Origin of the sequence: Thalassospira sp., assembly GCF_040218635.1 — a bacterium.
In the GTDB taxonomy this organism is placed as follows: domain Bacteria; phylum Pseudomonadota; class Alphaproteobacteria; order Rhodospirillales; family Thalassospiraceae; genus Thalassospira.
On sequence record NZ_JAVJRB010000002.1, the window covers coordinates 22,519 to 43,766 of the forward strand.

The window sequence follows — 21,248 nt, forward strand, 5'->3', positions numbered from 1 at the left end:
GCTGAGGTCAGTGGCAGCTTAGGTCGCAAAACGCCTGAATGGTGACTTGCCAACTGAAATCAGGAAACCGGCAAAATAGAAACCGCCAAGGATACCGGCTGCACCTGTCCATCCGTTCCAGTCAATCATCGCCCCCGTTATCGGCGGGACAATAACAACGAAGATTTCGGCAAACTGGGCGAGCATCCCTTGCAGGGCAGGCATCGAAAGGCCGCCTTTGGCAATGCCGGGAAGCATGGCAAAGCATGTGCCCGCAACGGCACCTTGCCCAATGTTGAAAATGATCAGGCAGGTGATGCTCAGCATGATGTTTGTGCTTGAAAACAGGGCTGCAATCGCAATCGCCATCATCGGCAGGAAGGTCATCAGAATTGCCCGGCCTTGCACTTCACGGCCAAGCACCATGCCAGCGCCAATGCTGCCGATAATATTGCCTGCGATGGCTGTCACGCCAATGATCCCGGCTGCCAAGGCAATGCCGATATCAAGGTTATCGGCCAGCATGGCGGGCATAAAGGCAAGGGCGGCCGATGTTGCACCGGCAAAGGCAGAAAATGTCAGGGCAACCTGAAGGGCCGAACGGGATTTTAAAACCCCCATTACCCCGACCTTTAAGGATTTGCGCACCGTACTGGTGGCGGGTTTCCCGATAAAGGCCAGAAATGGCAACAGGATCACGACCGGCAATGTGCAGGCGGCAACGGCCAGTCGCCAGTCAAGCCAGACCACCATCGCCGCACTGACCCAGTTGCCCATGGCGATCCCGACGGGAATAAACGTGCCCCAGATGCTCATGGCCATCGCGACCAGTTTCGGGTTGTTAAACCCGGCCATCCAGCTTGGTGCGCCGACAACAATCAGCAAATAGCCGATGCTGGTCACAATCCGCCCGACATATAACAGGGCGGCGACTTGCGCGGTTGCAAAGATCAAAGCACCAATGATCATCATCACGCAGCCAAGGACAAGTGACTTGCGCAAACCCGCCCGTGCTGCCCAAACCCCGGTCGGGATGGCGCAAAGCGCCCCGGCTGCCGTGATCAAAGACGCGACAAGGCCAAATTCTGCCTGACTTAATCCGAACCCTGCCCGCAAGTCAGGGGCGATGGGGCCGACTAGACCAACCTGCATCGAGGCGGTTAATCCAAGTCCGTAAAGGATACTGATGGCAAAGATCGGCGGCATGGGGCGGTTCCGTCACTGGGCGTTTCTTGTGATATGGGGCGATACTGTATAATCGCTGAGCTGCGCATGGAAACGACAGCAAAGCGGATTTCATGTTTAACTGAAATCCGCTGGAATTTTCCACGAATGAAATATGCGTGGGGGGATGCAAAGGGCTTTAGATGTGCAAAGGCGCCTGATCATATCCGGTGGTCAGTCGAACGGCAGTGCCATCAGACAAAAAGAACCGTTCCCAAAGGATGTAACTATCAACTATGCGCATCGGCGCACCTTCCCGTTGGGACGTCTCAAACGTTAAATGATCGGCCTGATCTTCGTGCCAGCCAAGGTCATGCAGGCTTTTTTCAGTGACAGCGATTTCTGGTGTGGCAAACCGCCACAGCGACGTTCCCAGAAGGGTCGTGGAATCGCGTTGCCATTCCTGTTCGCGAACCGTCGATGCACATAAAAGCCGATGCGATCTGTCTTCGATCAGGTGAACACGCTGGTTTGAGTGGGTAACGAGCCGCTTGACCGCATGATCCAGACGGAAATTACGTTTGCGCGTCATCATTTGATGGATCAGATCATATTGCAGCGGGGCAGGGCGCTGTGTTGCGTTTTCCCACCGCGAAACGGTTGCCTGTGTCACGCCCAGAATGTCGGCCAGACGCGATTGTTTGATGTCGCTCGTGCGGCGCCATTGCCGCAACAGGCGACCGAATTCTTTATCTGGTGCAGTCTGGGATAGGGCTTTCATCGCAACCAACCGTTCTTGGATTGGATAAAACGGTACCATAAAATCGGCATCAAGGCAGCAGGTTGGTGTGAATGGCTGATCTGCGTGATTGGCAGCGGGATCTAGATGCTTAGACGACCAATATCAATCTGGCAGCGACCATATTTGCGGGTGTCACACAAGTCAAACCCGTCAACCGTGATTTCCGGGTCGCGTGGATCGCGTTCGGCAATGATCAGGGTGTTGCCATTGATCCAGCCCGCAGCGGCAAGGGCTGAGATGCTGGAATCCAGCAATTCCTTGCCATAGGGCGGATCAAGAAAAATCATGCTGGCCGGTTCGGTTGCATGCGGTGGTTTGGTGGCATCGGCCCGTTGGGCGCGGGCCTGTTCTGTGACGCGAAGATCGGCAATGTTCTGGTTGACGATCGCAACCGCTACGCGGTCGGTGTCAAAGAACACCGCCTTTGACGCCCCGCGTGAGATGGCTTCTAACCCAAGGGCGCCAGACCCGGCATAGGCATCCAGAATGATGCCGTCATACAGCGGATGGAAATCATCGTCATACCAACGCGATGCGTGTGACAGGATGCTAAACAGCGCCTCTCGCACACGATCAAGGGTCGGGCGCGTGTCGCGCCCTTCCGGTGCGTTCAAAAGACGCCCACGATGACTTCCGCCAACAATACGCATGACGGGTTAGTCCTTTCTTGCCTTGGGACGGTTGCCTGCAGGCTTGCGGCCCGGCGTGCTGGTGCCAGCATTGCCCGAACGACCACCAGATGACTGGCGCAACGGCTTGTTGCGTGCGTTGCTAAAACCGGAACCGTCGCGTTTGTTGCTATCACGCCCGCTGTCACGACCACTGCCGCCACGCCCGCTATCGCGTCCGGTGTCGCGGCCACTGAAGTCACGTCCGCCGTCACGACCACTGCTGCCACGTCCGCTGTCATGTCCGCCATCACGACCACTACCGCCGCCGCTGCGGCCTTCTGTGTCGCGGCCACCGGCATTTCGGCTACGTGGTCCGCCGGTCGATCCACCGGGTTTACCACCTGTTGTGCCGCCCGATTTACCTTCGGCGCTGTAACGGCCACGGCCCTTGTTGGTTGGGCGGGCATTGCCACCGCTGCGCTCGTCACGGTCTTCACGCTCGAACCGATCATCGCGGGTGGCCGGTTTGCTGCGCATATTGGCACGCGGGGCTGCGCCAATCCGTGGTTTGCCGGAATTTGCCGAGCCGGAACGCGCAGAATCAGGCCGCGCAGTGCCACCTGACCGTGGGCGGCTATCGCGCGGTTCTTCGGCATCATTCGTGGTCTGAGGATTTGCACCCGGACCACCTTGCTGGCGTTTACGCTGTGCCGGTTGACCAAAAACAGTGCGCGGTGCCTTCGGGCGGGCGGTGCCGCCACGGGCAACGGATTTCTTTTCGGAAACCTTCGAATAGTCGCCTTTAAAGAACGCAGCGAGCTGTTCTTTCATCACCTTGCCGGTGATTTCTTCGCAATCTCCCGGTGCCAGACTTCCCAACTGGAAGGGGCCATAAGATACACGCATCAAACGCGTTACCGGCCAACCAAGATGTTCCATAACGCGGCGGATTTCACGGTTTTTGCCTTCGCGAAGCGTCACGGTCATCCAGGCATTGGAATCTTTTTGAACATCGATTTCGGCGTGAATGGATCCGTACTGGATACCATCAACGGTCACACCGTCTTCAAGCTGTTTAAGTTTTTCCGGTTCAATGCGGCCATGAACGCGCACGCGATAACGCCGTGCCCAACCTGTTGCCGGCAATTCCAGATAACGGGCAAGTTCGCCGTCATTGGTCAGCAACAGCAAACCTTCGGAATTCAAATCAAGTCGGCCAACCGAAATCACGCGCGGAACATAACTTGGCAGATGTTCAAATACCGTATCGCGGCCCTGTTCATCGCGGTGGCTGGTGACCAGCCCGCGTTTTTTAAACAGACGCCACAGACGCGGTTTTTCTTTTTCCGGCAAGGGTTTGCCATTGACGTAAATTTCGTCTTCGTCGGTCACAGTCACAGCCGGTGTGTCAAGCACCTTGCCATTGAGTTTGACCAGTCCTTCTTCGATCATGCGTTCGGCATCACGCCGTGAACACACGCCCGACCGCGCAATGCGCTTGGCAATGCGTTCTGGTTTGGCTTCGTCAGGGGTCGGGTTCTTGTCGCTCATTTGCGGGCCTCGGAAATCAGGGCGTCGAAAATCTTCGCATCACCCGAACTGATATGAAATTCGGGATGCCACTGGACCCCGAGACAATAGCGGTATTTTGGATGTTCAATTCCCTCGATAACGCCATCAGGCGCATAGGAATTAATGATCACATCCGGGCCAACCCCATCAACCGCCTGATGGTGGGCGGAATTGACCGAAAGCGTTTTGACATCGCCAACAATTTTCGCAAGCAGCGTTTCTGTTTCAACCGTCACATCGTGACCTGCTTCATCACGCGGATTTGGCTGTTCGTGCGCAAGGCAGTTTTCAACACTATCAGGAATATGCTGAATCAGCGACCCGCCAAGGATGACGTTCAAAAGCTGCTGCCCACCACAAATGCCCAGAACCGGCATATCGCGGGCAAGTGCACCTTCGGCCATTGCCCATTCAAATTTGGTGCGGCGATCCTTGGTGACAACCGTGTCATGCACTTCTTTTGCACCAAACAGGGCTGGTGAAACATCAAAGGCACCACCGGTCACAACCAGCCCGTCAATCAGATCAAGCAGATCCGGGACAAGGTCAACTTCATGGGGCAACGGCATCGGAATGCCGCCAGCCGCAGCAACCGCACCGGCATAGTTTTCACGCAGCGCATACCAAGGGAATTTCGAATAACCGCCCGGTTCTTCGGAATCGAGTGTTATGCCAATGATCGGCTTACGCGTGGTCATGACGGATAGAACCCTGATGCTGGTGACGAGATGGCGAATTAAGTTTGGCGGAAACTACCTGTGTAACCGGCTAAGAGCAACGGCAATTCACGCCGATAGTCTATGCGTTCTGTGCAGGCTGCCAACGATCATGCCCAAATGAAGGGTGCGACGATGATGGCTTGACCGAACCTGTGTGAGATAGCACTCTGATAGCACAATGGCATGAACGTATTTTACAGACCCTAATAAATTAAAAACAAGCGTAGTTCTGGCAAGCCATGTCACTTGTCCACGACACGAGCGGGATGAAAAATCATGAGTGCAGACAGCTATATGGACATGGCCCTTGAAGAAGCCCGCGCCGCTGCGCGCCGTGGCGAAGTGCCCGTGGGCGCGGTTCTGGTCGATGCCGATACCGGCGAAGTTCTGGCGCGTGCCGGGAACCTGACCGAAGAAATGAACGATCCAACCGCACATGCCGAAATTCTTGTGATCCGGGCTGCTGCCGGGGCCAAGGGCGAACCACGTCTGCCCAATTGTGATTTGTATGTCACGCTCGAACCCTGTCCGATGTGTGCAACGGCCATTTCATTTGCCCGTCTGCGCCGGGTCTATTTCGGGGCTTATGATCCCAAGGGCGGTGGGGTTGATCACGGCCCGCGCGTGTTTGAAAGCTCATCCTGCCATCATCGCCCCGAAGTGTATGGCGGGATTGGCGAGGTTGAAGCAGGTAAATTGTTGAAGGATTTCTTTGTCAGTCTGCGCTGATTTTCATCAGTTTCTTCTGCGCTGTAACAGATCAAAATTTGGCGGGGTTTTGGGCTTTCAAATGCCCGTTGAAGAAGTCGAATTTTAATCTATAGTTGAATATCATTGTTTATATATTAGGAAGGAGTGTTGAGTGTCAGATGCTATTTTAGTCACTTCTAGGTTCTTCAACATGACGAACATGATTTTGAATTTCGAGTGCACCGAATCAGCGCATGGAGCATGGGGAGAGCGTCCTGCATCACAACTTCAGCCTTACCAAGAGTTATGGTGGAATCATCATTCGAACGGCATCATGACTGGTTCTGAAGCTGGTGTGATTGTCACTTCAGGAGATACTTTTCTGGCTAATTTCTCTTGGGATGTGCCTTACCTTGGGGAAAATACGTTCCAAGCCCATATCAGTGGACAAAGTAATTATTATGCGGAGTATTGGGGCCAGCAGGCAAGTGATGTACATGTAGTGTATTGGCTTCGGCCAAAAGTGTAATTAATTGCTCTGTTGGCTTGGAAAACAGGCCTATACTTGCAACCAAATCTGTTGTTCCCGCATTTTCCCACGCAATTCGAGCGAATGCGGGAACATCTAGGTTTCGCTATGCAGGAATCACCACGTCTCAAACACATCTGAGAATCAACCGGGTCGGTGCCATCGGCCTTATAGTTGGACTCTGTCCGCCAGATACCAGTAAACATGCTCAACTTGATATTGGCGCTGGCAAGTTGCTCGGGGCTTGGCTGTTTTCTGCGATTTAGTGCCCGGTGCCTGTATGGGCCTTTTGGGCGCTGTCACTTTGCCGGTAATTGTCCGGCGTCAGGCCAAGTTCCTTTAGGCGCACTTCAAAATCATCGGCAAGATCGGCCATGGTCACAGACGATAACGCATGCAGGAATGTTTGTGATGCGGCCGCAAGGGCGGCTGCTGTCGCCGCATTGGCCGCCTGTTCCATCAAACATTCAGACGTGTCGTTGCTGTATCCCAGTGCAAAAAGCTTGGGCGCGCCCAGTGCATCATAAATCCCGGCAAGTGTAATTTCCGACAGCGGCTTGGCCAGAAGCCAGCCCCCGCCATGTCCCTTGGTCGATGTCACAAACCCCTGATCGCGCAATCCCGCCATGGTCCGGCGCACGACAGCCGGATTGGTATTGAGCATCCCGGCAAGTTGATCGGATGTGGCGGGGCCATCCATCTGATCAAGATGCAAAAGCGCATGCAGAACGCGGGGCATACGATTGTCTTGGCGCATCGGGAGTGCTCCTGTTGTGGGTTTGGGCTGCAGCTATTTCTATCACATGCAACATCCAAAGATACATGAAATTGACAGGTAAGCTAAATCATGTAACTTTTAATGTAACGTGATTCGCCATGCGATCTCACACCACAATTGAAAGAGATATCTGATGAAGGTTGATCCGAACATGGACCCGGTTGATTTTTGGCAACAGCATTATGAAAAAGCATCCCCGGAAACCAGTGGTCGGCCATCTGCTGTGTTAGAGCGCTTTGTCAAAGATCGTGCACCCGGCACTGCACTGGAACTTGGCTGTGGCAAGGGTGATGATGCGGTCTGGTTGGTCAAACGGGGCTGGCAGGTAACCGCAATTGATCTTTCCGAAACGGCACTGAATTACGCGCGGGCCAATGCAGCGCGCAATGGCGTTGCCGACAAGATCACGTTTGCCGCCCACGATTTAATGACAGGCTTTCCAGACGGAAAGTTCGATTTGATTACGGCGCAATTTCTGGAATCCCCCGTTGTGTTTGCACGCGATGCGATTTTGCACATGGCGGCAAACCGGGTTCTGCCCGGCGGGATGCTTTTGATTGCATCGCACGGCTCGGTCCCATCCTGGTCGTGGGACTATCCAGATAAGGTTTTTCCAACACCCCAAGAAGCGTTCGACAACTTGAACCTTGATGCTTCGGACTGGACCCGGGTGTGTGTTGATAATATCGACCGCATGGCAACCGGCCCCAAGGGCGAAAAAGGCACGGTGACAGATACCGTCATCGCCCTTGAACGCAAAGCTTAGGCATTCAGACCCTTCTGAAACGCAAACGGACCGGCACTTTGTGAATGCCGGTCCGTGATGGTTCGTTTTGTCGTGAATGCGGGCTTAACCTTGGCGTTGGTTATCAAGTCCCGGCAGATGCTGGAACATCCAGGTTTCACTTAAGGGGGCATCATCAAGTTTCAAATACATCCGAAGATCAACCGGGTCAGTACCCGCAGCCTTAAGATCGAATTCCGCCCGCCAGATCCGGGTATCCATGATCGGTTCGATCTTGGTTCTGACAATTTCACCGCGCGATGTTGATGCGATGACTTCGGGGAACTCGCCATATTCAAGCGTTCCCAGAATGTCGCCTTCGAATTCAACCGAAAACTTGATCTCGTCCTTCGGGCGGTTCGTGCCCGGTTCCCCGCCGCGGCCCATGCGGGTTGCGGTAGCTTTGGCAAGTTCGGTTACCGGGAACGGATTTTGTGCCTGCCAATACAGACGGTATTTGAACTGATAGCTATTGCCCGCCTTGGCCGGTTCGTTGGGAACCCAGAAGGAGGCGATATTGTCGTGAATTTCGTCATCGGTCGGAATTTCGACAAGTTGAACCGCGCCATTGTTCCAGTTTTCCAACGGTTCAACCCACAGGCTGGGGCGGCGGTGATAGCGGACACCGTCAAGATAATGGCTGACCTCGCGGTCGCGCTGCATCAGGCCAAAGCCACGTGGATTGTTATCAGAAAAAGCCGATGTGCGGATCACTTCCGGATTGTTCAATTGACGCCAGATACGTTCCCCGCCACCGGTCCAAAGTTCCAGCCCGTCGGAATCATGCACTTCAGGACGCCAGTCAAACCGGAATGATTTGTTCTGTTCGGAATACCAAAACATGCTGGTCAGTGGCGCAATGCCAAGGCGTTCGATGTCACGGCGGACAAACAGGTGCTTTTCGATATCCATCGTCACACCATCCCCGCGATACAGCAGGAATTTATACGCACCCGTGATGCTTGGCCCATCCAGCAGGGCGTAAATCGTCACCGGGTCTTCGGCCGATTTCGCCGGTTCGATGTAAAATTCCCGGAAATCGGGGAATTCTTCGGGTTGTGAGGTTGCCGTATTGATCGCAATCCCGCGTGCGGACAGGCCATATTGGCCTTCATCGCCAATTGCGCGGAAATAGGATGCGCCAAGGAAGGCTGCCCAATCCTGTGTTTTCCAGTCATCGCGTTCAAGGTTTTCATGCAGGCGGAAACCGGCAAAGCCACTGTTGTCAGGAAGCTTTCGCGCAATGCTGTCTTCGGGCATGTCGAAATAATCGGGACGATAGATCACTTCGCGGGCAGCACCATCTTCAAGCAAGTACATATGCACCGGCTTGGCAAAATACATACCCAGATGGAAGAAGGTCGCCGGATAGGTGCCTGAACCGTCTGCAAAGGGCGAATGATCGCGCTTATAGTGCAACTTGCCATGGGTGTCGTAATCGATCTTGCCGACGGTTTCGGGATCAGGGGAAATCGGTGCGACATAATCATTGCCGGCCATGGCCCGGGCGCGATCAATCAGGGCTGCAAAGTCAAAACTTTGCGCATTGCCAAGTTCAAGCGTGTCATTTGCCGCAAGGGCACTGCCAAACATCGACATGCCCGGCAGGATCACGCCTGCTGCGGCCACGGATTTCAGAAAACGTCTGCGTTCCAAAGAAGTCGTCATTCACCAAGTCCCGTTAATCAAAGGTGCCTGAATAATATCAAACAGTGTGGAGGTAATCGGGATCAAAGATGGCGAATTCAAGGTGCAACCATTGCATTTTCTGCATGGCGACGTGCAGTGAATGAGTTTGGACCCTAGTTGCCGTTGTTTTCGCGAAACATGACCATTCCGCCATGATAAAGCACATCATTTTCGAAATAGCCATCGGCGGTAAATCCGGTATCATCCTGATAGGTGATGTAGCTGCCTGATACCTGATAGTCCCCCTGATAGGCAGACTGGCGCGTACCCCGTGCCTCGTCATAGCGTCCATCAGCACGGAGCTCCTGACGGATATGACCATCTTCGGTCACCCACATCCCGACATAAGGATGCGGGGCGGTTTTGGAAATGGTGTTCATTTCTGTCTCCTGCGGGTAGGCTGCTGATGGTGCGAACACCATCAGCAAGACTGTTAATCTGGATAAGAAAACGGCGCGTTTCATGATGGAACCCCGCGTCTTGGTCGGTATTAGAATGCCGACGCGGTTGGTCGGACGATGACTTCGTTAACGTCAACGTCTGCGGGTTGATCAAGTGCGTAAAGAACAGCACGCGCAATGGCATCCGGGGAAAGGGCGATTTGACGGAACTGGGTCAGCAATTCCTTGCTGGTTTTATCGGTGATGTCGTGACCAAGTTCGGTTTCGACAACACCCGGTGAAATTGTCGTTACGCGGACGTTGTCGCTTTCCTGACGCAGCCCTTCGGAAATGGCCCAAACGGCATATTTGGTCGCACAGTAAACAGCACCACTTGGCACAACGACATGGGCACCAATTGACGCGGTGTTGATCACGTGCCCGCTGCCCTGTTCCTTAAAGATCGGAAGGACCGCAGCAATGCCATTCAAAACGCCGCGAATATTGACATTGATCATGTTGTCCCACTCGTCGGTTTTAAGTTCCGACATCGGCGCAAGCGGCATGACACCGGCATTGTTAAAGATCGCATCTACACGGCCAAACATGTTCTGCGCATGATAGACAAGGGCTTCAACGCTTTCGCCGTCCGTGACATCAACCGCACGGGCCATGGCCGTGCCGCCGGCTGCTTCGATCTCGGTGGCAATCTGATCAAGGCGTTCGGTACGACGTGCGCCCAGAACAACTTTGGCACCGCGTTGGGCAAGCAATTTTGCCGTGGCTTCACCAATGCCGCTGCTGGCACCTGTGATGATGATGGTTTTGTTTTCAACATAATTGATCGGATTCGACATGACATCCTCCTTGGGTTTGGGTCATGGCGCTTACTGTGTCGTTTCAAACCGGTTTGATGAATACACAGAACTCGACATCGATTGCCTAATCCTCCAAATGCGCGAAGTGATGCTTTTCGTTGGTCCCTGCGCATGTATACTGCATGCTAGGAAATCAAAGGGTTTTGGTGATGGATAACTATCAAAAGCTGTGTCATCTGATTGACAAATACTGCGATGCGAATGGTGCTGTACGCACAGACGTCGAACCTGTCTGGATGTATCGGTCAACCGGCCCGACCTTAAAAGTGCCAACGATTTACAAGCCGTGCCTGTGTCTGATCATTTCCGGGTCAAAGGAAGTGACCCTTGGGCAGGATGTCTATCGCTATGCGCCGGGGCAGTTGCTTGTGGCGTCGGTGGATTTGCCGCTGGTCGGGCATGTGACGACCGCAACCGAAGATGCCCCTTATCGCAGCCTGTCGCTTGATCTCGATGCACAGGTTCTGGGTGATCTGGTTTCACGTATGGACATCAATCTGGCGGGGGATGGTGACAGTGTCCGTGGATTGTTTGTCGAACAGATAAGCGACAATTTGGTCGATGCTGTGTTGCGTGTGGTGGAGTTACTTGAATGCCCCGAAGAAATACCGGTGATGCTGCCGCTTTTGATGCGTGAAGTGCATTATCGGTTGCTGCGCACAGGCAAGGGGGCGTTGATCGCAAGGCTTGCGATGGGCGGCAGCAACATGCAGCGGATATCGGCTGTGTTGCGCTTGATGAAGGATAATTTCCACAAACCTCTTAGTGTCGATGATCTGGCAAGTCATGCGAATATGAGCCCGTCTTCCTTCCACCATCATTTCAAGCAGGTTACAGCCATGAGCCCGCTTCAATATCAAAAACGCCTGCGCCTGACGACGGCACGGCAAATCATGTTGGCTGAAATGAAGGATGCGGCAAGTGCGGCTTATGAAGTCGGCTATGAAAGTACATCCCAGTTCAGCCGTGAATATGCCCGGATGTTTGGCGCACCACCGATGCGCGACATCACGGCAATTCTGAATAATCCCAATCATTCGCTACCTGTGAGTACCTGATTGAAAGTCTGCTGCACCCCGTAACGCGGGGTAATTCACTTGACGGGTATGGATGGCTGTGTGACATCCTTATCTGTGTCGGTATCCAAATTTGGATAAAGGGAATTCGACGTGGTCACGCGAAATGTGTGACTGCCAACCGAAGCTGCCCCCGCAACTGTAGGCGGTGAGCCTTTTTCTGAACAAAGCCACTGGGTGAGCCCGGGAAGGCCAGAAAAAGCAATGACCCGCGAGCCAGGAGACCTGCCGACACGAAGACGACGGACCGGGCGGGGTGCCTCGGAGAATGTCGGCATGTGTCCGCGGCTCCGACAGCGTAATAAACGGCGTGTCCCTGTTCCGTATCTGACACCTTCCGCCATTTCCAGATGCTTTAGCCAGTCTCTTGACCTTAGTCAGGTATTTGTTATGTTATAACATAACAAATACGATTGTGTTGGCCGGTTGTGCATTTCGCATGTGCAGTCGGTCTATCCGAGAAAGGACAGCAACGTGATCGCTTTGATCAAACGGACTAAACATGCATTTGCGGCCGGGGTGATTGCCGCAAGTATGGTGTCACAGGCATCTGTCGCAACCGCGACGGAGTATCCACTGACCATCGAAAATTGCGGACGAAGCGTTACTTTTAACAAGGCACCGGAACGGGTTGTTTCGCTTGGGCAAAGTAATACCGAAATTCTTTATATGCTGGGTCTGGCCGACAAGGTTGTTGGAACAGCAGTCTGGTTTAATCCGGTGTTGGAGCAATACAGCACTGCCAACGAAGCCATCCCGCGTCTTGCCGACAATGATCCAAGTTTTGAAAGTGTCGTCGGTCAGAAACCCGATCTGGTGACCAACCAGTATCAGTGGCATGTCGGACCGAACGGCGCGGTTGGAACCATTAAGCAGTTCTCCGAACTTTCCATTCCGGTCTATACCGCACCGGCCGATTGTGTTGGCAAAGACAACAGCACGGGCGGCGACGGGACGCGGATTGACGCATTTTCGATGGATCTGATCTATCAGGCGATTACGGAAATGGCGGCAATCTTTGATGTCGAAGATCGCGGCGCAACATTGGTTGCTGACATCAAAAGCCGCGAAAAGACTGCACGCGACCGTGTAAGTGCGGTCGATGGCAGCGGAATTTCAACCTTGTTCTGGTTTTCCAGTGCCGAGATCGATGTTGATCCCTTTGTCGCCGGTCAAAAAGGTGCGCCCGCCTATATTGCCAATGTGCTGGGTGTGAAGAATGTCGTTCAAAGCGACGATGAATGGCCCAAAGTCGGTTGGGAAACCATTGCGCGCGCCAACCCTGATATCATTGCGATTGGTAAAATGGATCGTCGCCGGTTCCCGGCCGATGACTGGGAACTCAAAATGAAGTTCCTGCAAACCGATCCGGTGACAAGCCAGATGGAAGCGGTCAAAAGCGGTAATATCATCGTCCTTGATGCGCTGTCGATGAACCCGACGATCCGTACCGTTGATGGCATTGAAAAACTGGCCGATGCGGTTGAAGAATTTCAGGCGGATCACAGCAATTGATCAGTTTGCTTTCATCAGCATTTGAAAACCGTATCAGCGCGACAATTGTCGCGTTGATACTTTTATGTCTGGTGCTGGCATTTGCGGCATCGGTGGGTGAAACTGCCATTCCGGTGAAAACCGTCTTTGATACGATTGCCAACCATGTCTGGAATGCCGGCTATGAGGTTGATCCGATTGATGCCGGAATTATCTGGAATTATCGTCTGAGCCGGGCGGTGGTTGCCGCGTCTTGTGGTGCTGCACTGGCACTTTCCGGGGCGGTTTTACAGGCGCTTCTGCGCAACAGTCTTGCCGATCCCTATTTACTGGGGATTTCGGCCGGGGCATCGACCGGCGCGGTAAGTGTCGCGATCCTTGGCGTTGGGGCCGGGATGTTTGGATTATCCGTTGGTGCCTTTATCGGATCGGTTGTCGCGTTTGCGTTTGTGGCGTTGCTTTCGTTGCAGGCAGGCCGGGGAACCAGCGCGATTATTCTCGCCGGGATTGCCGGGGCGCAACTGTTCAATGCCGTGACATCCTTTATCGTCACGAAATCGGCCAGTGCCGAGGAAGCGCGCGGCATCATGTTCTGGTTGCTTGGCAATCTAAGCGGGGTGCGCTGGCCCGATGTGTGGCTTGCTTTACCCATCACTCTTTTTGGTCTTGTGGTGTGCCTTTGGCATGCGCGTTCTTTGGATGCCTTTACCTTTGGCCGCGATTCGGCGGCTTCATTGGGTGTGCCCGTGCGCCGGGCCTATGTCGTCTTGATCGGTGTTTCCGCATTAATGACCGCTGTGATGGTCAGTATTGTCGGTTCTATCGGATTTGTCGGATTGGTGATCCCGCATGCGGCGCGCTTTTTTGTCGGGACACGGCATGGTGTTTTGCTACCGTTATCGGCATTGATCGGGGCGTTGTTCCTTGTCGGAGCGGATGTGTTGTCACGCGTCATTGTCCCGGGACAGGTTTTGCCGATTGGTGTGATTACCGCCCTTGTCGGTGCACCGGCCTTTGCCCTGATCCTGTGTCATGGAAGGGTTCTGCGATGAGCCTTGAATTGCGAAATGTCGGCTGGTCCGCCGGATTTAAAAAGATCATCGAAGATGTATCTGTTTCGGTGAAGCCGGGCGAATTTCTTGGCCTGATTGGTCCTAACGGGTCGGGCAAAACCAGTGTGATGTCGGTTCTTTCGGGTATTCGCCCGCCGTCAACCGGGCAGGCATTTCTGGATGGCAAGGAAATGAAAAAGGTCGGGCGGCGCAATCTTGCCCGTCAGATCGGGTTTGTTGAACAACAGGCCGACACGATTGACCGGATTACGGTACGCGAAGCCGTTTCGCTTGGCCGGACACCCTATCTTAGCCTTTTAACACCCTGGTCCACCAACGATGACCGCATTATCGAAGATGCCCTGATCGCGGTGGATATGGCCGAAATGAAGGACCGGATGTGGCATACCTTGTCCGGCGGGGAAAAACAGCGCGTTCATATCGCCCGTGCCTTGGCACAGGAACCGACTTATTTGCTGTTAGATGAGCCAACCAACCATCTTGATATCCGCCATCAGCTTGGTCTGCTTGAACTGGTCAGAAGATTACCGTTAACCGTGGTTGCCGCCTTGCATGATTTGAACCATGCGGCGATGTTTTGTGACCGGATTGCCATGATGGCCAAGGGACGGTTGATTGCGATCGGGCGTCCGGTTGAAATCCTCACACCAGAAAATTTACGGGATGTTTTCGGGGTACGGGCCAGTGTCGATGCCGATGATCAGGGGCGCTGTGCCATCCGATTCCACACATCCATCACAACGCTAGCAGACATAAAAGAAGGCCGGGTTGCGTAAACCCGGCCTTCAAATTCGGTAATTTTATCGATGGGTTATTTCTGTTCGCGGGCAACCGCACGCCAGCCGATATCACGGCGGCAGAAACCATCTTGCCAGTCAATCGCATCAACAGCGGCATAGGCGCGTTTTTGCGTTTCGCTAACAGTTGTACCGCGTGCGGTCACACCCAAAACACGGCCACCCGTGGCGGTGAGTTTATCACCAGCCAATTTGGTCCCGGCATGAAGAACTTTGACCTTGTCCATCGCATCGGCGACGTCGACATTTTTGATCTCGGTGCCTTTTTCATATGATCCCGGATAACCTTTGGCAGCCATCACAACCACCATTGCCGTTTCCTCATACCATTGCGGTTTGACGGTATTAAGCGTTCCGGTGGCCGCACCTTCAAGGATATCCAGCACGTCTGATTTAAGCCGGGTCATCAGAACCTGACATTCCGGATCGCCAAACCGAATGTTGTATTCGATCAGTTTCGGATTGCCTGCATCGTCAATCATAAGACCGGCAAACAGAACGCCCTTGAACGGGTGGCCTTCATTCGCCATGCCTTTAACAGTGGGAACAATGATCTGTTCCATGACCTTGGCTTCGACATCGTTTGTGAAAACCGGGGCCGGGGAATAAGCACCCATACCACCGGTATTGGGGCCGGTGTCGCCTTCGCCAACCGCCTTGTGGTCCTGTGCTGCGACCAGCGGGATAACGTTTTCACCGTCACAAATGGCAAAGAAGGATGCTTCTTCGCCGACAAGGAATTCTTCAATAACGATTTCAGCACCGGCATCGCCGAACTTGCCGCCGACCATGCATTCGTCAATCGCAGCATAGGCTTCGTCATTTGTATGACAAATGGTTACACCCTTGCCCGCAGCAAGGCCATCGGTCTTGACCACAATCGGTGCGCCATGTTTTTCAACAAAGGCCTTGGCATCATCCGGCGTGGTAAAACGACCATAAGCAGCCGTCGGAACGCCGAACTTTGCCACCATGTCCTTCATGAACCCCTTGGAGCCTTCAAGCTGTGCAGCGGCCTTGGAGCAACCAAAGGATTTGATGCCCTCAGAATCCAGTGCATCAACAAGGCCAGCGACCAGCGGGGCTTCGGGGCCGACAACAACCAGATCAACCGCATTGTCCTTGGCAAAGGCAACAAGACCATCGATATCGCCATCGGAAATCGCCACGCACTCGGCCGAATCCGCGATGCCGGCATTGCCCGGTGCGCACCAAAGTTTGGTAATGCGCGGGCTGCGCGCAATCGCCCAGCATAGTGCGTGTTCACGTCCGCCGCCGCCAACGACCAGAACTTTCATGACTTTATCCTTCGACTTGTCCGATTGCTTGATGGTCCATGCGCGATGAACTAGGCTAGTACCTTGTCCACCCCGCTTGATAAATTATGCGGGCTTTTAGCATAAAGTACCCTTGATGACGCAAGATTTGTTCGACCCTTTTGCCCCGGTTCCCGAAACGCCTGCGAAATCGGGAAATACGCCTGAATTTTCGGTCTCTGATCTGTCCAATGCGTTAAAGCGGACGGTCGAGGATGCCTTTTCCTTTGTGCGGGTGCGCGGTGAAATTTCCGGATTCAAACAGGCCGGTAGTGGCCATATGTATCTGGCACTTAAGGACGACAAGGCCGTTCTTGACGGGGTGTGCTGGCGCGGGCAGGCGGGCAAGCTTGGACTGGTGCCCGAAGACGGCATGGAAGTCATCGTTACAGGACGTCTGACGACATTTCCGGGCCGCTCGAAATACCAGATCGTCATTGAAAGCATGGAAGTCGCCGGTGAAGGCGCGCTTTTAAAACTTCTTGAAGAACGCAAAAAGAAACTGGCTGCCGAAGGCCTGTTTGATCCGGATCGTAAAAAGCCGATCCCGTTTCTTCCTGATGTTATTGGCATCATCACATCGCCCACCGGGGCGGTGATCCGCGATATCATGCACCGCCTGCGCGATCGCTTTCCGCGCCGGGTATTGTTGTGGCCGGTTCTGGTTCAGGGACAGGGGGCGGCAGAACAGGTTGCCGAAGCAGTACGCGGGTTTAACGATCTTTTGCCCTATGGCCAAATTCCAAGGCCCGATGTTTTGATTGTCGCGCGTGGCGGCGGGTCGCTTGAAGATTTGTGGTCGTTCAACGAAGAAATTGTCGCCCGTGCGGTCGCAGATTCCGACATTCCGGTAATTTCGGCAGTGGGTCACGAAACCGATACCACCCTGATTGATTTTGTTTCGGACTTGCGCGCCCCGACCCCGACCGGGGCGGCGGAAAAGGCCGTGCCGGTGCGTATTGATCTGATTGGTCAGGTTGAAGAAAACGGTCTGCGTCTGGCACAGGCCGTGCGCCGTTTGGGTGTGGAAAAGAAAACAGCCCTTGAAAGTCTGGCACGTGGTTTGGGTGATCCTAAAAGGATGCTCGAAGAACGCAGTCAGATGCTCGATAACTGGGCAGATCGATTGCCGCGTGCTGCGGCCAATGTCACCCAGCAGGCGCGCGCACGTTTGAACGAAATCAGCGCCCGTCTGGTCAGTCCGCGTGAACAATTGTCTGAAAAACGTGGGCGTCTGGAAAATGCGGCACTGCGTTTGGATGGCGCAATGAAATCGGCCATGCAGATGCAAAAATCACGCCTTGATCGTGCGACGGCCGGATTGCGTCCATCGGATGCCAAACGCGATATCATGCGTGCAGGTAAGCAGACAAATGATCTTGCCGGGCGGATGCAGGCCGCGGTTAAAAACATAACCCAACGCGAAGCCGAAGGATTGGCGCGCTATGAGCGCCTTCTGGAAAGCTATTCCTATCGCAATGTGCTGAAACGCGGCTTTGCCGTTGTGCGCGACGGCGATGGTAATCTTGTTGGAAAATCGGCTGATATCATATCTGGTCAGGGCTATGATCTTGAGATGGGGGATGGCGTAACCCGTATGACGGCGGGTGAAGGTGTCACAGCCGCTGCCCCTGCATCAGATGGCGGGGGGCGTGGTTCTGAAAATCGGGGTCAGATTTCTGCCACACCAAAGCCCGAAAAACCGGTCAAACCAAAACCGGCGAAAAAGAAAAAACCGAACCCACAGGACGATGACAGGCAGGGGAGCCTTTTGTAATGCGTTTGGCAATCACGACCCTTTTGGCGGTTTCCGGATTACTGGCCGCAAGCCTGTCGGTTCAGGCGGCTGAGCCAAGTTATCAAGGCCAGTTTGTTCAAGGCGGGATTGTGTTTGGTCAAACCGATGCCGGTGTTCAGGTTCTGCTTGATGGCGATGCGATTGACACCATCGCACCCGATGGTCGGTTCATCCTTGGTTTCCCGCGCGATTATGAAGGCCCGGCGAAAGTCAGCATTAAACATGCGAATGGCAGTGTCGAAGAATTTGCCTATGACATCGGTGACCGTGAATTCAACATTCAACGCATTGATGGCCTGCCGCCGAAAATGGTGACACCTGATCCAAAAGTGATGAGCCGGATCAAGGATGATTCGCGTCAGGCCCGCGAAGCCCGAACGGAACGCTTTACCGAGAAATTCCTTGAAAACGGGTTCATCTGGCCGGTTCTTGGTCCGATCAGTGGTGTATATGGATCACAACGTATTTTAAATGGCGAACCGCGAGCCCCACATTGGGGGGTGGATGTTGCCGTTCCGACCGGAACGCCGGTTGTCGCCCCGGCCGACGGGATTGTGACCCTTGCCCATCCTGATATGTATTTTTCGGGTGCGACATTGTTTATCGATCACGGACTTGGCATGGTTTCGGCATTTCTGCATCTTTCGGAAATTGATGTGAAGGTTGGTGAGGTTGTTAAACAGGGCGATTTGATTGGCGAGGTCGGGGCGTCTGGGCGGGCAACCGGGCCGCATCTTGATTGGCGGATCAATGTCGGGGCCGCCCGGGTGGATGCCCAATTGCTGGTTCCGCCGATGGACGAGGCGCAAAAGGCGGCAAACGCCAACAATTGATGGGAAACGCATGCCATGAAAACACACGGGGCCGTTGCCGCAGGACATGATGTCACCGCACGCGCTGCTTCTCGTGTGCTTGATGAAGGTGGCAATGCGTTTGATGCGGTGATTGCAGCAATGTGGGCGGCATGCGTTGCGGAGCCTGTTTTGGCATCCCTTGGCGGGGGCGGGTTTGTTATGGCCCGACCAGAAGGAAAACCGCCCAGACTTTATGATTTCTTTGTTGAAACCCCGCTTGAAAAACGTCCGCGCGAAGATCTGGAATTTGAAAGCCGCTTTGCGACTTTCGCCGGTGGTGTAAGTCAGGAATTTCACGGCGGCTATGGATCGGTGGCAACACCCGGTGTGATTGCCGGATTGTTCAAGCTCCACGGCGATCTGGCAAAACTGCCGATGGCACAATTGGCCGAACCAGCGATCATTGCAGCAGGTGACGGCGTTATCCTTGATGCCTTTCAACGCTATGTCATGGGGATTGTTCAACCGCTTTTGGCATTTTCGCCTGATAGCCGGTCGGTGTTTGGTAAGCCCGGATCAACCGATGAAAGCGGGTTTGAATTGCTTGATGAAGGTACCCTTCATCGTCAGCCCGATTTGGCAGAAAGCATTTCCTATCTGGTGCGCACCGGTGCGGATGGGTTTTATCATGGTGATCTTGGCCATGCATTGGTGCGTGAATGTCAGGAATTTGGCGGTTATCTGACGGCAGAAGATTTGGCGGCTTACCGGGTTTTGATCCGGGATCCGCTTTTGGTTGGCGGGCGCAAAGGGCGGTTTGTTTTAAACTCGCCACCGGCATCTGGCGGGGTTCTGGTTGGGTTTGGCCTGAAACTGGCGCGCGAGATGGCCTTGGGGAATTTTGGGTCGGCCCGCCATCTTGAAGCCATTTCACGGATCATTCATGCCACAGGGCTGGTGCGCGGTGAATATGGCGCATCCTCGGCCATTTTGGCAGATGAGCTTTGCGAACGCTATCGTCTGATGATTGGCGAGCGACCGTTAAGTCAGCAAGGCACGACCCATATTTCCGTTGTGGATGAGCATGGCAATCTTGCCGCAGCCACGATCTCGAACGGGTCTTCATCGGGTCGGGTTGTGCCGCAAACCGGAATCATGATGAATAACATGCTGGGCGAAGCAGATTTGTCGCCCGATGGGTTCCATCATTGGCCCTGCGGGGTTCGGATGACATCGATGATGACGCCTGCACTTTATCTCGGCGATGACGGCAGTGCGGTTGCCTTGGGATCGGGGGGATCAAACCGAATCCGGTCCACCATGCTTCAGGTGTTGCTGAACATGGATGTGTTTGACATGACGCTTCATGGTGCGGTGGCCGCACCGCGGTTGCATGTCGAAGAGGGTCTTTTGTCAGTTGAACCGGGATTTGATACGGCCCTTCTGGATCGGCTTAGTCTTGACAACCAGCAGCGTTGGGACCGCGAAGATATGTTCTTTGGCGGTGTGCATGCCGCAAAGGTCAGTGCCGGTGGTGCGAAGTTTTCAGCCGTGGGGGATGCCAGACGCAATGGCAATCAGATCATTGGTGCGCGCGAAGACGAAGCGTAAGTTTTCTGGTGCTGATAAGTACGTTTTTCGTTCCAAACCCGCTATCGAATACGCTGAATAACCGCGAAGATCAGCGAGAATATCGCAACCAGAATAATGGCGACCGTTGCAATCAACAGTGCCTGTTTGGTGCGCAATTCATTGGCTTCTTTGCGTTCGATATAAATGATGACGTTCCGGCGCAGCTGATCCATTTCCGGGGCGACATCAAGACTGTTCAGGTAGAGTTTGGCGCCAGCGCGGGCCAAAAGATCGTTGGTCTTGTTCATTTCCTGCGTGAACAGGGCATACCGTTCTTCGGTGTCGGACAGATCCCCCATCAGGTTTTCATCGTTCTCATACGTATGGGCGATGGTGATGGTGGTTTGAGTCAGACCAGATGGATCGACTTCAACGCATTCAGCAAGGGTTTTGCTGGTTTGATCGGCCGAGCATTCAACCGGGCGGTCGCCATATTCTTCCAGGGCCTTGCGCAAGTGTTCTTTAAGTTGCAGGTCGAGTTCAGATAAGCGCAAACGGATATCGCGCGCTGTTTCCTGGATGTTATCGTTGTCATGGTCAAGCGCCATGCTTGGCCAAACGATAAAAATCGATCCAGCGACCATCAAACACAGAATGATCAATAAACGGCGCAAAAAACGAGGGCTCCTGGCAGCATTCTGAAAGGCGAGAACTGCGAGTGTGCGCGATCAGGGTTCGTAATCAGTTAATGAA

At 54.0% G+C, this 21,248-nt stretch carries 21 protein-coding genes and 1 riboswitch; of the genes, 10 read left to right on the top strand and 11 right to left on the bottom strand.

Annotation, left to right across the window (positions count from 1 at the left end; genetic code table 11):
- Positions 1–18: 18 nt before the first annotated feature.
- From RIC05_RS00740 to RIC05_RS00760, 5 genes are all read right to left on the bottom strand, one after another.
- Positions 19–1,185 (bottom strand): MFS transporter, encoded by a 1,167-nt coding sequence (locus tag RIC05_RS00740; RefSeq protein WP_350047844.1) that lies wholly within the window; start codon positions 1,183–1,185, stop codon positions 19–21.
- A gap of 157 nt (positions 1,186–1,342) precedes the next feature.
- The gene (locus RIC05_RS00745; RefSeq protein WP_350047846.1) at positions 1,343–1,924 is read right to left on the bottom strand and encodes a helix-turn-helix domain-containing protein; all 582 of its coding nucleotides are present in this window, start codon (positions 1,922–1,924) and stop codon (positions 1,343–1,345) included.
- Positions 1,925–2,025: 101 nt separating this feature from the next.
- Entirely contained in the window at positions 2,026–2,595 is a 570-nt protein-coding gene (gene rsmD / locus RIC05_RS00750) for a 16S rRNA (guanine(966)-N(2))-methyltransferase RsmD (protein ID WP_350047848.1), read from the bottom strand.
- A 6-nt stretch (positions 2,596–2,601) separates the two neighbouring features.
- Positions 2,602–4,107 (bottom strand): pseudouridine synthase, encoded by a 1,506-nt coding sequence (locus RIC05_RS00755; protein WP_350047850.1) that lies wholly within the window; start codon positions 4,105–4,107, stop codon positions 2,602–2,604.
- A complete protein-coding gene (locus tag RIC05_RS00760; protein ID WP_350047852.1) occupies positions 4,104–4,826 on the bottom strand; it encodes a gamma-glutamyl-gamma-aminobutyrate hydrolase family protein in 723 nt (240 codons plus the stop codon). Before RIC05_RS00760 ends, RIC05_RS00755 begins: the two co-directional genes overlap by 4 nt.
- 297 nt (positions 4,827–5,123) lie before the next feature.
- On the opposite strand from RIC05_RS00760, the gene RIC05_RS00765 reads away from it, so the two are divergent.
- Positions 5,124–5,576: a nucleoside deaminase gene (locus tag RIC05_RS00765; protein ID WP_350042408.1), complete on the top strand. Its 453-nt coding sequence runs from the start codon at positions 5,124–5,126 to the stop codon at positions 5,574–5,576.
- 133 nt (positions 5,577–5,709) lie between these two features.
- Positions 5,710–6,066, top strand: a complete 357-nt coding sequence (locus RIC05_RS00770; protein ID WP_350047854.1) for a hypothetical protein — start codon at positions 5,710–5,712, stop codon at positions 6,064–6,066.
- Positions 6,067–6,328: 262 nt separating this feature from the next.
- Here the strand turns inward: RIC05_RS00770 and RIC05_RS00775 are convergent, their stop codons facing one another.
- Complete coding sequence (locus RIC05_RS00775; protein ID WP_350047856.1) at positions 6,329–6,823, bottom strand: RrF2 family transcriptional regulator; 495 nt, start codon at positions 6,821–6,823, stop codon at positions 6,329–6,331.
- Positions 6,824–6,977: 154 nt separating this feature from the next.
- On the opposite strand from RIC05_RS00775, the gene RIC05_RS00780 reads away from it, so the two are divergent.
- Positions 6,978–7,610, top strand: coding sequence for a class I SAM-dependent methyltransferase (locus tag RIC05_RS00780; RefSeq protein ID WP_350047858.1), 633 nt, complete (start codon positions 6,978–6,980; stop codon positions 7,608–7,610).
- An 84-nt stretch (positions 7,611–7,694) separates the two neighbouring features.
- Here RIC05_RS00780 and RIC05_RS00785 read toward each other — a convergent pair whose 3' ends face one another.
- The 3 genes from RIC05_RS00785 to RIC05_RS00795 all read right to left on the bottom strand — a co-directional run bounded on the left by RIC05_RS00785 (position 7,695) and on the right by RIC05_RS00795 (position 10,554).
- The gene (locus RIC05_RS00785; RefSeq protein ID WP_350047860.1) at positions 7,695–9,296 is read right to left on the bottom strand and encodes an OpgD/OpgG family glucan biosynthesis protein; all 1,602 of its coding nucleotides are present in this window, start codon (positions 9,294–9,296) and stop codon (positions 7,695–7,697) included.
- Positions 9,297–9,430: 134 nt separating this feature from the next.
- Positions 9,431–9,697, bottom strand: coding sequence for an Atu4866 domain-containing protein (locus RIC05_RS00790; protein ID WP_350047862.1), 267 nt, complete (start codon positions 9,695–9,697; stop codon positions 9,431–9,433).
- Between the two features lie 110 nt (positions 9,698–9,807).
- Positions 9,808–10,554 carry an SDR family oxidoreductase gene (locus RIC05_RS00795; RefSeq protein ID WP_502989531.1) on the bottom strand — a complete coding sequence of 249 codons (747 nt, stop codon included), beginning with the start codon at positions 10,552–10,554 and terminating at the stop codon, positions 9,808–9,810.
- 170 nt (positions 10,555–10,724) lie between these two features.
- On the opposite strand from RIC05_RS00795, the gene RIC05_RS00800 reads away from it, so the two are divergent.
- The 4 genes from RIC05_RS00800 (at position 10,725) to RIC05_RS00815 (ending at position 14,994) form a co-directional block, all read left to right on the top strand.
- Positions 10,725–11,633 carry an AraC family transcriptional regulator gene (locus RIC05_RS00800; protein ID WP_350047864.1) on the top strand — a complete coding sequence of 303 codons (909 nt, stop codon included), beginning with the start codon at positions 10,725–10,727 and terminating at the stop codon, positions 11,631–11,633.
- 62 nt (positions 11,634–11,695) lie between these two features.
- Positions 11,696–11,898: riboswitch (cobalamin riboswitch) on the top strand.
- Positions 11,899–12,125: 227 nt separating this feature from the next.
- On the top strand, positions 12,126–13,166 hold the full coding sequence (locus tag RIC05_RS00805) for an ABC transporter substrate-binding protein (RefSeq protein ID WP_350047866.1): 1,041 nt from the start codon (positions 12,126–12,128) through the stop codon (positions 13,164–13,166).
- Positions 13,163–14,197 carry a FecCD family ABC transporter permease gene (locus RIC05_RS00810; RefSeq protein WP_350047868.1) on the top strand — a complete coding sequence of 345 codons (1,035 nt, stop codon included), beginning with the start codon at positions 13,163–13,165 and terminating at the stop codon, positions 14,195–14,197. Before RIC05_RS00805 ends, RIC05_RS00810 begins: the two co-directional genes overlap by 4 nt.
- Positions 14,194–14,994 (top strand): ABC transporter ATP-binding protein, encoded by an 801-nt coding sequence (locus RIC05_RS00815; protein ID WP_350047870.1) that lies wholly within the window; start codon positions 14,194–14,196, stop codon positions 14,992–14,994. Before RIC05_RS00810 ends, RIC05_RS00815 begins: the two co-directional genes overlap by 4 nt.
- 35 nt (positions 14,995–15,029) lie before the next feature.
- Here the strand turns inward: RIC05_RS00815 and purD are convergent, their stop codons facing one another.
- Positions 15,030–16,313, bottom strand: coding sequence for a phosphoribosylamine--glycine ligase (purD, locus tag RIC05_RS00820; RefSeq protein WP_350047872.1), 1,284 nt, complete (start codon positions 16,311–16,313; stop codon positions 15,030–15,032).
- 115 nt (positions 16,314–16,428) lie between these two features.
- On the opposite strand from purD, the gene xseA reads away from it, so the two are divergent.
- The 3 genes from xseA to RIC05_RS00835 are packed head-to-tail and all read left to right on the top strand — an operon-like array spanning position 16,429 to position 20,534.
- Positions 16,429–18,108, top strand: a complete 1,680-nt coding sequence (gene xseA, locus RIC05_RS00825) for an exodeoxyribonuclease VII large subunit (protein WP_350047875.1) — start codon at positions 16,429–16,431, stop codon at positions 18,106–18,108.
- Positions 18,108–18,962: a M23 family metallopeptidase gene (locus tag RIC05_RS00830; protein WP_350047877.1), complete on the top strand. Its 855-nt coding sequence runs from the start codon at positions 18,108–18,110 to the stop codon at positions 18,960–18,962. The genes xseA and RIC05_RS00830 overlap by 1 nt, the downstream gene beginning before the upstream one ends.
- A gap of 15 nt (positions 18,963–18,977) precedes the next feature.
- Positions 18,978–20,534 (top strand): gamma-glutamyltransferase family protein, encoded by a 1,557-nt coding sequence (locus RIC05_RS00835; RefSeq protein WP_350047879.1) that lies wholly within the window; start codon positions 18,978–18,980, stop codon positions 20,532–20,534.
- Positions 20,535–20,575: 41 nt separating this feature from the next.
- On the opposite strand, the gene RIC05_RS00840 is transcribed toward RIC05_RS00835, so the two are convergent.
- Positions 20,576–21,169: a hypothetical protein gene (locus RIC05_RS00840; protein WP_350047881.1), complete on the bottom strand. Its 594-nt coding sequence runs from the start codon at positions 21,167–21,169 to the stop codon at positions 20,576–20,578.
- Positions 21,170–21,248 lie beyond the last annotated feature (79 nt).

Coding starts and splice junctions, on each gene's coding strand:
- RIC05_RS00740 (WP_350047844.1), bottom strand. CDS start 1,185: ATGCCGCCGATCTTTGCCATCAGTATCCTTTACGGACTTGGATTAACC.
- RIC05_RS00745 (WP_350047846.1), bottom strand. CDS start 1,924: ATGAAAGCCCTATCCCAGACTGCACCAGATAAAGAATTCGGTCGCCTG.
- rsmD (WP_350047848.1), bottom strand. CDS start 2,595: ATGCGTATTGTTGGCGGAAGTCATCGTGGGCGTCTTTTGAACGCACCG.
- RIC05_RS00755 (WP_350047850.1), bottom strand. CDS start 4,107: ATGAGCGACAAGAACCCGACCCCTGACGAAGCCAAACCAGAACGCATT.
- RIC05_RS00760 (WP_350047852.1), bottom strand. CDS start 4,826: ATGACCACGCGTAAGCCGATCATTGGCATAACACTCGATTCCGAAGAA.
- RIC05_RS00765 (WP_350042408.1), top strand. CDS start 5,124: ATGAGTGCAGACAGCTATATGGACATGGCCCTTGAAGAAGCCCGCGCC.
- RIC05_RS00775 (WP_350047856.1), bottom strand. CDS start 6,823: ATGCGCCAAGACAATCGTATGCCCCGCGTTCTGCATGCGCTTTTGCAT.
- RIC05_RS00780 (WP_350047858.1), top strand. CDS start 6,978: ATGAAGGTTGATCCGAACATGGACCCGGTTGATTTTTGGCAACAGCAT.
- RIC05_RS00785 (WP_350047860.1), bottom strand. CDS start 9,296: ATGACGACTTCTTTGGAACGCAGACGTTTTCTGAAATCCGTGGCCGCA.
- RIC05_RS00790 (WP_350047862.1), bottom strand. CDS start 9,697: ATGAACACCATTTCCAAAACCGCCCCGCATCCTTATGTCGGGATGTGG.
- RIC05_RS00795 (WP_502989531.1), bottom strand. CDS start 10,554: ATGTCGAATCCGATCAATTATGTTGAAAACAAAACCATCATCATCACA.
- RIC05_RS00800 (WP_350047864.1), top strand. CDS start 10,725: ATGGATAACTATCAAAAGCTGTGTCATCTGATTGACAAATACTGCGAT.
- RIC05_RS00815 (WP_350047870.1), top strand. CDS start 14,194: ATGAGCCTTGAATTGCGAAATGTCGGCTGGTCCGCCGGATTTAAAAAG.
- purD (WP_350047872.1), bottom strand. CDS start 16,313: ATGAAAGTTCTGGTCGTTGGCGGCGGCGGACGTGAACACGCACTATGC.
- xseA (WP_350047875.1), top strand. CDS start 16,429: ATGACGCAAGATTTGTTCGACCCTTTTGCCCCGGTTCCCGAAACGCCT.
- RIC05_RS00830 (WP_350047877.1), top strand. CDS start 18,108: ATGCGTTTGGCAATCACGACCCTTTTGGCGGTTTCCGGATTACTGGCC.
- RIC05_RS00835 (WP_350047879.1), top strand. CDS start 18,978: ATGAAAACACACGGGGCCGTTGCCGCAGGACATGATGTCACCGCACGC.